Source organism: Oceanimonas doudoroffii (genome assembly GCF_002242685.1).
GTDB lineage: Bacteria > Pseudomonadota > Gammaproteobacteria > Enterobacterales > Aeromonadaceae > Oceanimonas > Oceanimonas doudoroffii.
In genome coordinates, this window is sequence record NZ_NBIM01000001.1 from 537,641 (window position 1) to 553,060 (window position 15,420).

Here is a 15,420-nt window from a genome sequence, read left to right on the forward strand (position 1 = left end):
GTGACTATTGCTATTCGAGAATTCGACGCCGTGGTAATCGGCGCCGGCGGTGCCGGCATGCGCGCCGCCCTTCAGATTGCTGAATCGGGCAAGAGCTGTGCGCTGTTGTCCAAGGTATTTCCGACCCGTTCTCATACCGTGTCCGCTCAAGGGGGCATCACGGTTGCGCTGGGCAATGCCCACGACGACAACTGGGAATGGCACATGTACGACACCGTCAAGGGCTCCGACTACATCGGTGACCAGGACGCCATTGAATTTATGTGCCAGACCGGCCCCGAAGCCATTCTGGAGCTGGAAAAAATGGGTCTGCCGTTCTCCCGTTTCGACAACGGCAAGGTCTATCAGCGCCCCTTCGGCGGCCAGTCCAAGGCCTTTGGTGGCGAGCAGGCGGCCCGCACCGCGGCGGCTTCTGACCGTACCGGTCACGCCCTGCTGCACACCCTGTACCAGCAAAACGTCAAGCACAAGACCACGGTATTTTCCGAGTGGTACGCACTGGATCTGGTGAAGAACCAGGACGGCGACGTGGTGGGTTGTACCGCCATCGACATCGAAACCGGTGAAGTGGTCTACTTCAAGGCCAAGGCCACCATTCTGGCTACCGGCGGTGCCGGTCGTATCTTCCAGTCCACCACCAACGCCCACATCAACACCGGTGACGGTGTCGGTATGGCGCTGCGTGCCGGCGTGCCGGTACAGGACATGGAAATGTGGCAGTTCCACCCCACCGGTATCGCCGGCGCCGGCGTACTGGTAACCGAGGGTTGCCGGGGTGAGGGCGGTTACCTGCTGAACAAGGACGGTGAGCGCTTTATGGAGCGTTATGCCCCCAACGCCAAGGACCTGGCCGGTCGTGACGTGGTGGCCCGCTCCATGATGATCGAAATCCGCGAAGGCCGCGGCTGTGATGGCCCTTGGGGTCCGCACATCAAGCTGAAGCTGGATCACCTGGGTCAGGACGTACTGGAAAGCCGTCTGCCGGGCATCTGCGAGCTGTCTCGCACCTTTGCCCACGTCGATCCGGTGAAAGAGCCGATTCCGGTTATTCCTACCTGTCACTACATGATGGGCGGCATTCCCACCAACGTTCACGGCCAGGCCCTGAAGCAGGATGCCAACGGCAACGACGTGCCGGTGAAAGGCCTGTTCGCCGTGGGTGAAATCGCCTGTGTATCCGTACACGGTGCCAACCGCCTGGGCGGCAACTCGCTGCTCGACCTGGTGGTATTCGGTCGTGCCGTGGGTCGCCACCTGAACGAAGCCCTGAACCAGCTGGGTGACAGCCGTGCGGCTTCCGAGTCCGATCTGGAAGAGTCCCTGTCCCGCTACAACCGCTGGGAAAGCACTCGCAACGGCGAAGACCCGGTACAAATCAAGAAAGACCTGCAGCGCTGCATGCAGAACAACTTCTCCGTATTCCGGGAAGGCGATGCCATGGCGTCCGGTCTGGCTGAACTGAAGGAAATTCGCGAGCGGCTGAAGTCTGCCCGTCTGGATGACACCAGCCGTGACTTCAACACCCAGCGCATCGAGTGTCTGGAGCTCGATAACCTGATGGAAACCGCCTACGCCACCGCCGTGGCCGCGAACTTCCGGACCGAAAGCCGTGGTGCCCATACCCGTTTCGACTTCCCTGACCGGGATGACGCAAACTGGCTGTGCCACTCGTTGTACAACCCCGAGTCCGAGTCCATGAGCCGTCGTGAAGTGAACATGGCGCCGGTGACTCGTGAAGCGTTTCCGCCGAAAGTGCGGACCTACTAAGGGGAGGGGAGTGAAGATGCAAGTAACTGTTTCCGTATATCGTTACAATCCCGAGACCGACGCCAAGCCCTACATGAAAGACTATCGGATGGATATTCCCGAAGGCTCTGACATGATGGTGCTCGATGCCCTGCTGCAGCTCAAGGAGCAGGAGCCAAGCCTGGCGTTCCGTCGCTCCTGCCGTGAAGGCGTGTGCGGCTCGGACGGCCTCAACATGAACGGCAAGAATGGCCTGGCCTGTATCACCCCGTTGTCCGACCTGCTCGGCAAGGACAACAAGGTGGTGATTCGCCCGCTGCCCGGCCTGCCTGTGGTGCGTGATCTGGTGGTCGACATGACCCAGTTCTACACCCAGTGGGAGAAGGTCAAACCCTTCCTCATTGCCGAAGACAAACAACCGCCGGCGAGGGAGCGCCTGCAGTCACCGGAAGAACGGTCCAAGCTGGATGGGCTGTATGAGTGCATTCTGTGCGCCTGCTGCTCCACCTCTTGCCCGTCCTTCTGGTGGAACCCGGACAAGTTCATCGGCCCGGCCGGCCTGCTGGCCGCCTATCGCTGGCTTATCGACAGCCGCGATACCGCCACCGATGAGCGCTTGTCCAATCTGGATGACGCCTTCAGCGTGTTCCGCTGCCACGGCATCATGAACTGCGTAAACGTGTGTCCCAAGGGCCTGAACCCCACCAAGGCCATTGGTAACATCAAGTCCATGCTGCTGAAACGGGCAGTGTAACCGTCCCGACTAACAGCCCGCCGCCCGCAAGGGCGGCATTTGACTCGACGACCAGAACGACAGTAGCCCTGTCGCGAAGTTAAAAAGGGATAATGATGCACAATGGCGTAATGCAAGCCTGGCTGGACTCTTCTCACCTGGCCGGTGCCAATGCGACCTATGTAGAAGACCTGTACGAGGCCTACCTGGCCGATCCCGACTCCGTATCCGACGAATGGCGCACCGTGTTTGACGGCCTGCCAGCCGCCGAGGCTCCGGTGCAGGATCAGCCCCATTCACAGGTAAGGGACTATTTCCGTCGCCTCGCCAAGGATACCTCCCGCTATGCCACCCCGGTGAGCGATCCGCATACCGATGCCAAACAGGTCAAGGTGCTGCAGCTTATCAACGCCTATCGTTTTCGCGGCCATCAGAACGCCCGGCTCGATCCGCTTGATCTGTGGAACCGTGAAACCGTAGCCGAACTGGATCCGGCTTTTCACAACCTGACCGGTGCCGATCTCGACGCCACCTTCAACGTGGGCTCCTATGCCATCGGCACCGAGACCATGAAGCTGAAAGATCTGGTTACGGCGCTGAAAAAAACCTACTGCGGCTCCGTGGGTGCGGAATACATGCACATCACCAGCACCGAGGAAAAGCGCTGGATTCAGAGCCGGCTTGAGCCTGTGGTGGGTGAACCTCAGTACAGCACCGAAGACAAGCAACGCTTCCTCGACAGCCTGACTGCCGCCGAAGGCCTGGAAAAATACCTGGGTGCCAAGTTCCCGGGCGCCAAGCGTTTCTCCCTGGAAGGCGGCGACGCCCTGATCCCCATGACCAAGGAACTGATTCGCCGTTTCGGTGAAAAGGGCGGTCGTGAAGTGGTGATCGGCATGGCCCACCGGGGCCGTCTGAACATGCTGGTCAACGTGCTGGGTAAACGCCCGCAAGACCTGTTTGATGCCTTTGCCGGCAAGCATGACACCAACAGCTCCGGTGACGTGAAATACCACATGGGGTTCAGCTCCGACTTTGATACCCCGGGCGGTCCGGTTCACCTGGCGCTGGCGTTTAACCCGTCACACCTGGAAATCGTCAACCCTGTGGTCATGGGCTCGGTGCGCGCGCGGATGGATCGGCTTGAGAACCCGGACGGCCGTCAGGTACTGCCGATCACCATTCACGGCGACTCGGCCTTTATCGGCCAGGGCGTGGTGGCTGAAACCTTTAATATGTCGCTGACCCGGGGCTACGGGGTGGGCGGCACCGTGCGTATCGTGATCAACAACCAGGTTGGCTTTACTACCTCCAACCCGCGCGATACCCGTTCTACCGAATACTGTACCGACATCGCCAAGATGGTGCAGGCGCCGATTTTCCACGTGAACGCGGATGATCCGGAAGCCGTGGTACAGGTGACTCAGCTGGCACTGGACTTCCGTAACGAGTTCGGTCGCGACGTGGTGATCGATCTGGTGTGTTACCGTCGTCATGGTCACAACGAGGCCGACGAGCCGAGCGCTACCCAGCCGCTGATGTACCAGAAGATCAAGAAGCACCCCACGCCGCGCAAGATTTACGCGGACAAGCTGATTGACAAGGGCACGGTGTCGGCAGAAGAAGTCACCTCCATGATCAACGAATACCGCGACGCCCTGGATCACGGTGAGTGTGTGGTCAAGGAATGGCGGCCGATGCAGAAGCATTCCGTCGACTGGTCACCCTATCTGGGTCACGAGTGGGACATGGCCTGGGACTCTACCTATGGTATGGACAGGCTCAAGGATCTGGCAGACCGGCTGACCCGTTATCCGGAAACCCACACTCTGCAGCGCCAGGTGTCCAAGATTTATGAAGACCGCAAGCGCATGGCTCGGGGCGAGAAGCTGGCGGACTGGGGTTTTGCCGAGACACTGGCTTACGCCACCCTGTGTGACAACGGTTACGAAGTACGTCTCACCGGTCAGGATTCCGGCCGGGGTACCTTCTTCCACCGCCATGCAGTATTGCACAACCAGAACGATGCCAGCATCTATACCCCGCTGTGCTACCTGTCGGAAGATCAGGGTCAGTTCCAGGTATACGACTCGGTACTGAGCGAAGAAGCGGTCATGGCCTTTGAATATGGTTACGCCACCGCCGAGCCCGTGGGTCTCACCGTCTGGGAAGCCCAGTTCGGTGACTTCGCCAACGGTGCCCAGGTGGTGATCGACCAGTTCCTTGCCGCCGGCGAGCAGAAATGGGGCCGCATGTGCGGTTTGACCCTGCTGCTGCCTCATGGCTACGAAGGCCAGGGCCCCGAGCACTCCAGTGCCCGCCTTGAGCGCTATCTGCAGCTGTGCGCCGAGCACAACATGCAGGTGTGTGTGCCCACCACGCCGGCCCAGGTGTTCCACATGCTGCGTCGCCAGGTGCTGCGCCCCATGCGTCGCCCGCTGGTGGTGATGACGCCGAAGTCGCTGCTGCGCCATCCGCTGGCCGTTTCCGAGCTGGAAACCCTGGCCAACGGTACCTTCCAGAACGCCATCGGAGAAATTGATGATCTGGATCCCAAAGGCGTCAAGCGTGTGATTCTTTGTGCCGGCAAGGTGTATTACGATTTGCTCGAAGCGCGTCGCAAGAACGAACAGACCGATGTGGCCATCATTCGGATCGAGCAGCTGTACCCGTTCCCTCAGGAAGAGGTTGCCGCAATTCTGGCCGACTACCAGCACGTGCAGGACTTCGTCTGGTGTCAGGAAGAGCCGCAAAACCAGGGCGCCTGGTACTGCAGCCAGCATCATTTCCGGGCTGCCATTCCGGAAGGCGCCAAACTGAGCTACGCCGGCCGTGAAGCCTCTGCTTCTCCGGCAGTGGGTCACCCCTCGGTTCACTTACAACAACAAAAGGCGTTGGTGGAAGACGCACTGACGTTGACCAAAGCTTAATGCACTAAGGACATATTGATGAGCATCGAAATCAAGGTTCCCGACCTCCCCGAATCCGTTGCCGACGCCACTATCGCCACCTGGCACAAGCAGCCTGGCGACAGCGTAGAGCGCGACGAAGTGATCGTCGATATCGAAACCGACAAGGTGGTACTGGAAGTACCGGCCCCCGAGGCCGGTATTCTGGAAGCCATTATGGAAGACGCCGGCGCCACCGTGCTGGGCCAGCAGGTGATTGGCAAGCTCAAGCAGGGCGCCAAGGCCGGCGAAGAGACCAAGGAAAAGCCCGCCGCCACCAATGGTGAAGCCAAGACCGAGGCCAAGGCTGACGCCGCCGACAGCGACGATCTGAGCCCGGCGGTACGCCGCCTGGTGGCCGAGCACAACATTGATGTGAGCAAGCTGTCCGGCTCCGGCAAGGGCGGCCGCATCACCAAGGAAGACGTGGAAGCCTTTATCAAGGGCGCCGGTCAGGCCAAGACCGCCGACAAGCCGGCGGCAGCCAAGGCCGAAGCGCCGCTGGTGCCTGCCGGCGCGCGCGAAGAGAAGCGTGTTCCCATGACCCGTCTGCGCAAGCGCGTGGCCGAGCGTCTGCTGGAAGCCAAGAACACCACCGCCATGCTGACCACCTTCAATGAGGTCAACATGAAGCCGATCATGGAACTGCGCAAGCAGTATCAGGACATCTTTGAGAAGCGCCACGGCATTCGCCTGGGCTTTATGTCCTTCTATGTGAAGGCGGTAGTGGAGTCACTCAAGCGTTACCCGGAAGTGAACGCCTCCATCGATGGTAGCGATATCGTTTACCACAACTACTTTGATGTCAGCATCGCCGTGTCCACGCCTCGTGGCCTGGTTACCCCGGTACTGCGCGATTGTGATCGCCTGAGCCTGGCCGACATCGAGAAGAGCATCAAGGATCTGGCCATCAAGGGCCGTGATGGCAAGCTGACCGTGGATGACATGACCGGCGGTAACTTCACCATCACCAATGGTGGTGTGTTCGGCTCCTTGATGTCTACCCCCATCATCAACCCGCCGCAAAGCGCCATTCTGGGTATGCACAAAATCCAGGATCGTCCCATGGCGGTAGACGGCAAGGTGGAAATCCTGCCGATGATGTACCTGGCTCTGTCTTACGATCACCGTTTGATCGACGGCCGCGAGTCGGTTGGCTTCCTGGTGTCCATCAAGGAGCTGTTGGAAGACCCGACCCGTCTGCTGCTGGACGTGTAAGCCAACAATAACTAAAAAAGGGCGGGCTGGTTCCCGCCCTTATTATGCCCTGAACCCAACACAACAACGGAAACACAACATGAATTTGCATGAATATCAGGCAAAACAGCTGTTCGCCGAATACGGTCTGCCCGTATCCGAAGGCTACGCATGTGACAACCCGCAGGAAGCGGTAGAGGCGGCCAGCAAGATCGGCGGCAACATGTGGGTGGTTAAATGTCAGGTCCATGCCGGTGGTCGCGGCAAGGCAGGCGGCGTCAAGCTGGCCAAGAGCAAGGAAGAGATCCGCGAGTTCGCGGAGCATTGGCTGGGCAAGAATCTGGTAACCTACCAGACCGACGCCAAGGGACAACCGGTCGCCAAGATCCTGGTGGAATCCTGTACTGACATCGACAAAGAACTCTACCTGGGCGCGGTTGTTGACCGTGGTACCCGTCGTGTGGTGTTCATGGCATCAACCGAAGGTGGCGTGGAAATTGAGAAGGTGGCCGAAGAGACCCCCGAACTCATCCACAAGGCTGCCATCGATCCTCTGGTGGGCCCGCAGCCCTACCAGGGTCGTGAACTGGCATTCAAACTGGGCCTGAAAGGCGACCAGATCAAGCAGTTCACCAAAATTTTCCTCGGTCTGGGACAGATGTTCCTGGACTACGATTTCGCCCTGCTCGAAATCAACCCCCTGGTGATCACCGAGGCCGGCAACCTGCATTGCCTGGACGGCAAGATCAACATCGACTCCAACGCCCTCTACCGTCAGCCCAAGCTGCGTGAGATGCACGATCCGTCCCAGGACGACGCCCGTGAAGCCCACGCCGCCAAGTGGGAGCTGAACTACGTGGCGCTGGACGGCAACATCGGCTGCATGGTCAACGGCGCCGGTCTGGCCATGGGTACCATGGACATCGTCAACCTGCACGGCGGTTCTCCCGCCAACTTCCTGGACGTGGGCGGTGGCGCCACCAAGGAGCGGGTAACCGAAGCGTTCAAGATTATTCTCTCCGACAGCAATGTCAAAGCGGTGCTGGTGAACATTTTCGGCGGCATTGTACGCTGTGACATGATCGCCGAAGGCATTATCGGTGCGGTGAAGGAAGTGGGCGTGAAAGTGCCCGTGGTGGTGCGTCTGGAAGGCAACAATGCCGAAGCCGGCACCGCCAAGCTGGACGAGTCCGGCCTCAACATCATCGCCGCCACCAGCCTGACCGATGCCGCGGTTCAGGTCGTCAACGCCGCACAGGGGAAATAACAGCATGAGCATTCTGATCAACAAAGACACCAAGGTCATCTGCCAGGGCTTCACCGGCGGTCAGGGTACCTTCCACTCCGAGCAAGCCGTTGAGTACGGTACGCAAATGGTCGGCGGCGTGTCCCCGGGCAAGGGCGGCACCACCCATCTGGGTCTGCCGGTGTTCAACACCGTGCGCGAAGCCGTGGAAGCCACCGGCGCCACCGCTACCGTGATCTACGTACCGGCTGCCTTCTGCAAGGACGCCATTCTGGAAGCCATTGACGCCGGCATTGAGCTGATCGTGACCATCACCGAGGGCATTCCTACCCTTGACATGCTGGACGTGAAAGTGAAGCTGGACGAAGCCGGCGTGCGCATGATCGGCCCCAACTGCCCCGGCGTGATCACCCCCGACGAGTGCAAGATCGGCATCATGCCCGGCCATATTCACAAGAAGGGCAAGGTGGGCATCGTGTCCCGCTCCGGCACCCTGACTTATGAAGCGGTCAAGCAGACCACCGACGAAGGCTTTGGCCAGTCCAGCTGTGTGGGCATCGGCGGCGACCCCATTCCCGGCTCCAACTTCATCGATATTCTGAAGCTGTTCCAGGAAGATCCGGAAACCGAAGCCATCGTGATGATCGGTGAAATCGGCGGCACCGCCGAAGAAGAAGCCGCCGCCTTCATCAAGGCCAACGTCACCAAGCCGGTGGTGTCCTACATTGCCGGTGTGACCGCCCCCCCGGGCAAGCGCATGGGCCATGCCGGCGCCATTATCTCCGGCGGCAAGGGCACCGCTGACGAAAAGTTTGCCGCCCTGCAGGACGCCGGTGTGAAAACCGTACGCTCCCTGGCCGACATCGGCTCCGCCCTGCGCGAAGTCACCGGCTGGTAAAATGCCCTCAGCGACAGCGTGAAGCCAAACAAGGAGCCGTAAGGCTCCTTTTTTTTGCCTGCCTGCGAGCGTTGCCTCATTCCTTTATTCTGTTACTTCCCTGAGTCCGTTGCACCTGTCACGCAACGGCCGCCGCTCATGGTGGAAACCGCCGGGGCAGTGAGCTTTGGTGAGCTTTCCGGCTGTGTATTTTGTTAGCATCGTCGGCTACCAACCCCAAGGGGGAAAGTGGCCCCGGTGCGGTTCATTATTGTCAGCATGGCGGTGTTTGCCATTGCCCTGATCGTGTCCATGCTCGATGTGCGCACCAACAAGCTGGCCAGCTCCCTTGATGAGGCCAATAACGAGCTGATCAAGCTGGCGCTGCATGACAACCTGACCATGTTGCCAAACCGTATTCTGCTCAATGATCGCATTGACCAGGCCATATATCGCGCCGAGCGCAAGAAGGGCGGGTTCGCGATTCTTTTTCTCGATCTGGATGGCTTCAAGGCCGTCAATGACATGCACGGCCATCATGTGGGTGATCTGCTGCTAAGGGAGATTGCCCACCGCCTGAGTGCGATCAAGCGTGAGGAAGACACCATCGCCAGGCTGGGCGGGGACGAGTTTGTCTTGCTGATGGAGCCGGATTCACCGGAAAACTCGGCGGTGCTGGCGCAGCGCCTGATCGACACCATTGAGCAACCCTGTGAAATCGCCAACCTGCTGTTGCATGTGTCGGTCAGTATCGGTATCGCCATTTATCCGCAGGACGGACACAGCGGACACGAGCTGATGGTTAACGCCGACGCCGCCATGTATCACGTCAAAAAACAGGGTCGCAATGGCTATCGTTTCTTTGAACGCAGAATGAATGCCGAGGTGCACCTGCAGATGCAGCTCAAACAGGATTTGCGCCGAGCCATTCAGCGTCACGAGTTTGTGCTGCATTATCAACCCAAGGTAAAGGCGCCGGATGGCCCTGTTTCGGGCATGGAGGCCCTGTTGCGCTGGCATCACCCCCAGCACGGTTTGTTGTCTCCGGATCGCTTTCTGCCCTTGGCGGAAAGCTCGGGCATGATCATCGAAATCGGCAACTGGGTACTTGATCAGGCCTGCCGGCAGATGAAAGTCTGGAGTGAGCTTGGCCACGAAGAGCTGACCGTGGCGGTGAACTTGTCGACGGTGCAACTGGGCAGCAGCAGCCTGGTGAATGAGGTACGCCTGGCACTGGAGCGCCATGCACTGCCGCCGTCCCGGCTGGTTCTGGAAATTACCGAGTCCACGGCCATGGGCGATGCGGAGGAGAGCTTCAGTGTGTTGAACCGGTTGTCTGCGCTGGGCGTGTCCATTTCCATCGATGACTTCGGCTCCGGCTATTCCAGCCTGCTCTACCTCAAGCGGCTGCCGGCCAATGAGCTGAAAATAGACAGGGGATTTGTGCGGGAGCTGAAACGGGGCAGTGATGACGAAGCCATAGTTCGGGCCGTGATTGCCCTGGGAAAAACGCTCAATATGAAGGTGGTGGCCGAAGGAGTGGAAACCCGAGAGCAACAGGCATTGCTGGCCGAGCTCGGCTGCCATTCCCTGCAGGGCTATTTACTGGGCAGGCCTTCGGCCCCCGAGACGCTGGTGCTGGGTAATTCGGGATCAGGGGAGAGTGTCGGGGCGTTAGCGGCACCTTCTCATACCGTAACGGTTGTTAATCGGGAGGAGCAACCGGTTGCTGGATAACGCTTTTCTTTGCCTTTGGCGCTGGTTAGAATTCCTGCCCATTTTCATTCGGCAAGAAAGGATCCTTCATGGCAACGACGCCCTCGGCAGGTCGGCCGGGAAGACAATATTTGCCAGCGATATGGCGGCGAATATTGTTCGTTGTCATGCTGAGCTGCCCCTCTTTTTTTATTCACGCCGAGGCGTCCTTTCACCAGGGTGACTGTGTCAACCTGTGTTACCAGATTGAACAACTCCATGTCGATTATTTGCCGACGGCCCCGCTTACTTTATCCCAAATAAGGGCGCTGCCGGCGTCTCCGCTAACATTGCCATGGTCGGCCGGCTTTACTTCGCAGCCGGCCTTTTTTCTTTTGACCTTGCACACCGAACGGGATCATCTTCAACAGATTATTGAGGTGTCACCGACCTTTCTCGAAAAGGTAACGCTGCGCCCATTGCTTGCAAGGCCAGGGGCAAAGCACGAACAATATATTGAACAAACTCAGGGCCTCGATGTTGCCGCCGGCGGGCATCATCAGGTATTCAGGCACGCCGCCTTTGATGTACGCCTTGCTGGCGCAGGAGAGCACCATTTTTTGCTGACCCTGGACAGCCGTTCCGTCAAGGCCCTGCAGTTGTCGTTCTACACGCAGGAAGCCTATTACCAGAAAGACATTACTTCGGCCATTGGCTTTATGCTGCTGTATGGCTCCCTGGGCATGATGGTGCTGATTACGCTGCTGACCGGCCTGGTGCTGCGGGAAAGTGTGTATCTGGTGTATTCGCTTTATGTTCTGGCAAGCAGCTGCATTCATTTTATTGCGCAGGGCTGGGCGAAATACCTGGGATTCTGGTTTGAGTCGGTGCCTCAGCTGGATGTCATGGCATTGATGATGATGCTTACCCTGGTGTCTGGCATTGAGCTGATCCGTATTACCAATCTTCATATTCATTACCCGCGGTTATGGCGATGGCTGCGCGCCGGCGGCCTGATGATGGTCGCCGGGCTGCTGTGCCTGCTGTGGGCCGGTCATTACTCCCTGGTGTCGGCCAGTCTGCAGGTTGTCTTTCTGCTGCTAATCCTCTTTATGACCTTGATGACGGCCGTGCTTTCTTTTAAGGGGGAAAGGGCGGCGCAAATATATCTGCTGGCCTTTGTGGCGCACAATGTTTCCTCGGTGATTCGAATTCTGGCCAGTTTTGGTGTGGTGTCACTGGGAGCCTTTTCGCTGTTTGCAATCAATGTCACCATCGTGATCCATGCTTTGCTTATTTATCTGGCGGTACTGGCCCGCGTAAAGCACTTGAAGGCGGACTCCGCCCGCCTTGAAAAAATGGATATCAAACTGAAATTTGAGATGCGGTTGCGAGAACTGCAGGCCCGTTTTTTCAAGTTGCTGACGCATGATTTCAGGATGCCGGTCAGCGTTATCGGCCACGCGCTGGAACAAGACGATGCGGGCAAGCCCGAAAGCATGCGCGTGATTCGGCATCAGTTTTTTCGGCTGGAACAGCTGATCGATCAATATGTCGATATGCATTTCAAACTCGATGTCGCCAGGGATGACGGTGCACCAACGGATATTGCCGATGTCCTTGGGGCCGTGGTTGCCCATTATCAGTTTGCCAGCGACCGTCATGAAATAAGCCTGACGCCGGTTTCCGCGCTGCCCTGTCGCCTCAATGCCGGCATAATGGAAATGATCGTCGGCAACCTGATCAGTAACGTCATCAGGCATGCCCCTGAGGGCACCCATTGCGAGGTCAGTGGCTGGCAGGAAAAGGACCAGTTGTTGATTCAGGTATGTGACGACGGGCCGGGCATTCAACGACTCAACAAGGGGGTGGGCCTGACCCTGACATGGGAAGCGGTGGAATCTCTTGACGGGCAGATTGAATTTTTTATTCCCCTGACAGCGGCAATACCTTTGTGCTGCGGTTTTGTGAGGCTATCGTCACAAACAACCTGTCTCAATCGGAACAGCCAATGATAGGATCCGTTACCTGAATCAGGTCCATTTCGGCGGATACCATGAATATACTGGTTGTTGAAGACGACGCAGACTGGAGCCAGATCCTGAGTGATACGCTGGAAGCGGCCGGCTACGCCGTATCAGTCTGTCATTCCTTGCAGGCCTTGTGGCACAACCTCAATCATGTCACGCCCCATGCCATTGTGCTGGATGCCCGGCTACCCGACGGCTGCGGCATTGAGGCGCTTACGGCGATCAGAAGGCGTTTGCCGTTTACCGGCATCATCATGCTAACCGGCATGGTGCAGCGCCAGTTTCGCGTAAAGGGCTTACTGGACGGGGCGGATTGCTACCTGACCAAACCCGTGATGGCCGATGAAGTGCTGGCCAATTTGTGTGCCGTGCTGCGGCGGTCATCCGTTACTCCGAAGACGGAAAACATGCCGGCGCTGTCCATCGGCCGCCAGTGCCTGTTCGTGCCCGACGGTGGCGAAATCGCCCTCACACCCCAGGAGTTCAGCGTGCTCAGGGAGCTAATACGGCAACCCTTGAATCCGGTCAGCAAGGGGCACCTGATAGCTTCGCTTGGCTACAGCGATTACGAATACGACGGCCACCGGCTGGAAACCCTGATGTATCGCCTCAGGCGCAAGCTGAAGCGCATTGGCAGCGAGCTCAGCATCAAGGCCATTTATGGCAAGGGCTATCATATCAATCTGCCGGTGACCTTGGTGGCCTGAGCACCGACGTCAGCCCAGCCGCCAGCTGTGGTAGCGGGCCAGCCAGGCCAGCAGCTGCTCGGGGGCATGGGCCCGTTTCCACTCGCCGGCGGCATACTTGTTGGCTTCTGCCAGGGTGGGGTAGACGTGAATGGTACCCAGTATTTTGTTGAGGCCAAGGTTGTGCTTCATGGCGAGCACGTATTCCGCCAGCAGCTCACCGGCGTGTTCGGCCACTATGGTCACGCCCAGAATGCGGTCCCGGCCGGGCTCGGTGAGCACCTTGATAAAGCCCCGCTCGGCGCCGTCGGTAATGGCCCTGTCGAGCTCCTCCAGGTCAAAGCGGGTGACGTCAAAGGCCAGGCCTCGTTGCTTGGCCTCTTGCTCATTCAGGCCCACCCGGGCCACCTCCGGATCGACAAAGGTACACCAGGGAATAACCCGGTAATCCACGGCAAAGCGTTTGAACTGGCCAAACAGGGCGTTCACGCTGGCATACCAGGCCATGTGGGCGGCGGTGTGGGTAAACTGATAGGGGCCGGCCACATCGCCGGCGGCGTAAATATTGGGATACAGGGTTTCCAGGTATTCATTGGTGTCTATGGTGCGCTCGGCGGGAATGCCCAGTTCCTGCAGGCCGTACCCCGCCAGCCGGGCGCGGCGGCCCAGGGCCAGCAGCAGTGTGTCGGCATCAATCTCGATGGCACTGTCGTCCTGCCGAGCATGCAGCCGCATTCCGGTACCATTGGTTTCAACATGGTCCACATCACATCCGGTCAGCACCTGCACGCCGTCGGCGACAAGGGCACGTTTTACCCAGTCGCTCACTTCCGAGTCTTCCTTTGGTATCAGCCGCGCATTGCGCTGCACCAGGACAACCCTTGAGCCCAGTCGGGCAAAGGCCTGGGCCAGTTCGCAGCCGATGGGGCCGCCGCCCAGCACCAGCAGCCGCGCCGGTGGCGTTTCCCGCTCACGCATGGCCTGCCACAGGGTATCGCTGGTGAGGTAGTTCACCTCTTTCAGGCCCGGCAGGTTTGGCACCAGCGGCTCGGCGCCGGCGGCGATAATGATGCTGCGGCTGCTGAGCCGCTGCGTCTGGCCTTCGGCGGTGATGATTTCCACCGTCCAGGGGTCGACCAGCCTGCCGTAGCCTTTGACCACCTCCACGCCAAGAGCGGTATATCGCTCCACGCTGTCGTGAGGCGCCACCTTGTCGATAATGCGCCCAACGCGGGCCATGACTCGTGTAAAGCTGAAACTGGGCTCGCCGGCGTTCAGGCCGTAACGGTCGGCATGGCGCAGCTGGTGGGCCACTCGTGCGCTTTTTATCAACGCCTTGCTGGGCACGCAGCCGGTGTTGAGGCAATCACCGCCCATGTCGCCGGCTTCAATCAGGGTGACCCTGGCCTTGACCGCGGCGGCGATATAGGCGCTGACCAGGCCGGCGGCACCGGCACCGATGACGATCAGGTTGCGATCGAAGCGCCGGGGTGGGGTATGGCCTTTCAGGGCCCGGTGGCGCCGTACCCGTTGTAGCACCAGACGGGCCAGCCAGGGGAACAGCCCCAGCAGGGCAAAGGATCCCAGCAGCATGGGCGAGAGAATGTCGCCGGGCTGCTCAATGGCGGCCAGCTGGGTCCCGGCATTCACATACACCAGGGTGCCGGGCAACATGCCGAGCTGGCTGACCCAGTAAAAGGTGCGAATGGCCAGGGGGGTGAGCCCCATTACCAGGTTGATCACAAAAAATGGAAACACCGGCACCAGCCTGAGGGTAAAAAGGTAAAAGGCACCGTCTTTTTCAATGCCTCTGTTGATGGCCTGTAGCCGGTTGCCAAAGCGTCCCTGCACCTGTTCACGCAACAGAAAGCGTGCCACCAGAAAAGCCAGGGTGGCGCCGAGGCTGGAGGCGAACGATACCAGCACCAGCCCCTCAACAATACCGAACAGGGCACCGGCAGCCAGGGTCATGACGGCGGCGCCGGGCAGTGATAACGCCGCCATCAGCACATAGAGCAGGAAAAAGCCGCCGGCCATCAGCCAGGGTGATTCGGCACGCACGCCGGCAATGGCGGCCTGGTGTTGCTTGAGCGCATCCAGGGTGAGCCAGCGATCCAGATCCAGGATGAAAAAGGCGAGTATCAGCAGCACAACCAGTGCCAGCAACAGTATTTTTTTCATGGTTGGATTTCCTTAAGCCCGTTTACCGTTCAGTCGAAGCGGAGGGCCGAATTCTTACGGCTAGACTTGATACTAGTCGTT

10 protein-coding genes are annotated in these 15,420 nt (G+C 59.1%); 9 read left to right on the forward strand and 1 reads right to left on the reverse strand.

Annotation, left to right across the window (positions count from 1 at the left end):
• From sdhA to B6S08_RS02490, 9 genes are all read left to right on the forward strand, one after another.
• Positions 1-1,767 (forward strand): succinate dehydrogenase flavoprotein subunit, encoded by a 1,767-nt coding sequence (sdhA, locus tag B6S08_RS02450; RefSeq protein WP_094200516.1) that lies wholly within the window; start codon positions 1-3, stop codon positions 1,765-1,767.
• A 16-nt stretch (positions 1,768-1,783) separates the two neighbouring features.
• Positions 1,784-2,500 (forward strand): succinate dehydrogenase iron-sulfur subunit, encoded by a 717-nt coding sequence (locus B6S08_RS02455; protein WP_094200517.1) that lies wholly within the window; start codon positions 1,784-1,786, stop codon positions 2,498-2,500.
• A 95-nt stretch (positions 2,501-2,595) separates the two neighbouring features.
• A complete protein-coding gene (gene sucA / locus B6S08_RS02460; protein ID WP_094199194.1) occupies positions 2,596-5,409 on the forward strand; it encodes a 2-oxoglutarate dehydrogenase E1 component in 2,814 nt (937 codons plus the stop codon).
• A gap of 18 nt (positions 5,410-5,427) precedes the next feature.
• On the forward strand, positions 5,428-6,645 hold the full coding sequence (odhB, locus tag B6S08_RS02465) for a 2-oxoglutarate dehydrogenase complex dihydrolipoyllysine-residue succinyltransferase (protein ID WP_094199195.1): 1,218 nt from the start codon (positions 5,428-5,430) through the stop codon (positions 6,643-6,645).
• Positions 6,646-6,724: 79 nt separating this feature from the next.
• Complete coding sequence (gene sucC / locus B6S08_RS02470; RefSeq protein WP_094199196.1) at positions 6,725-7,891, forward strand: ADP-forming succinate--CoA ligase subunit beta; 1,167 nt, start codon at positions 6,725-6,727, stop codon at positions 7,889-7,891.
• Between the two features lie 4 nt (positions 7,892-7,895).
• Entirely contained in the window at positions 7,896-8,768 is an 873-nt protein-coding gene (sucD, locus tag B6S08_RS02475; RefSeq protein WP_094199197.1) for a succinate--CoA ligase subunit alpha, read from the forward strand.
• 237 nt (positions 8,769-9,005) lie between these two features.
• Complete coding sequence (locus B6S08_RS02480; RefSeq protein ID WP_245849797.1) at positions 9,006-10,484, forward strand: putative bifunctional diguanylate cyclase/phosphodiesterase; 1,479 nt, start codon at positions 9,006-9,008, stop codon at positions 10,482-10,484.
• 578 nt (positions 10,485-11,062) lie between these two features.
• Positions 11,063-12,457, forward strand: coding sequence for a sensor histidine kinase (locus B6S08_RS02485; RefSeq protein ID WP_169716358.1), 1,395 nt, complete (start codon positions 11,063-11,065; stop codon positions 12,455-12,457).
• A gap of 41 nt (positions 12,458-12,498) precedes the next feature.
• Complete coding sequence (locus tag B6S08_RS02490; RefSeq protein ID WP_094199199.1) at positions 12,499-13,179, forward strand: response regulator transcription factor; 681 nt, start codon at positions 12,499-12,501, stop codon at positions 13,177-13,179.
• A gap of 9 nt (positions 13,180-13,188) precedes the next feature.
• Here B6S08_RS02490 and B6S08_RS02495 read toward each other — a convergent pair whose 3' ends face one another.
• Positions 13,189-15,339, reverse strand: coding sequence for an FAD-dependent oxidoreductase (locus B6S08_RS02495; protein ID WP_094199200.1), 2,151 nt, complete (start codon positions 15,337-15,339; stop codon positions 13,189-13,191).
• Positions 15,340-15,420: the final 81 nt, after the last annotated feature.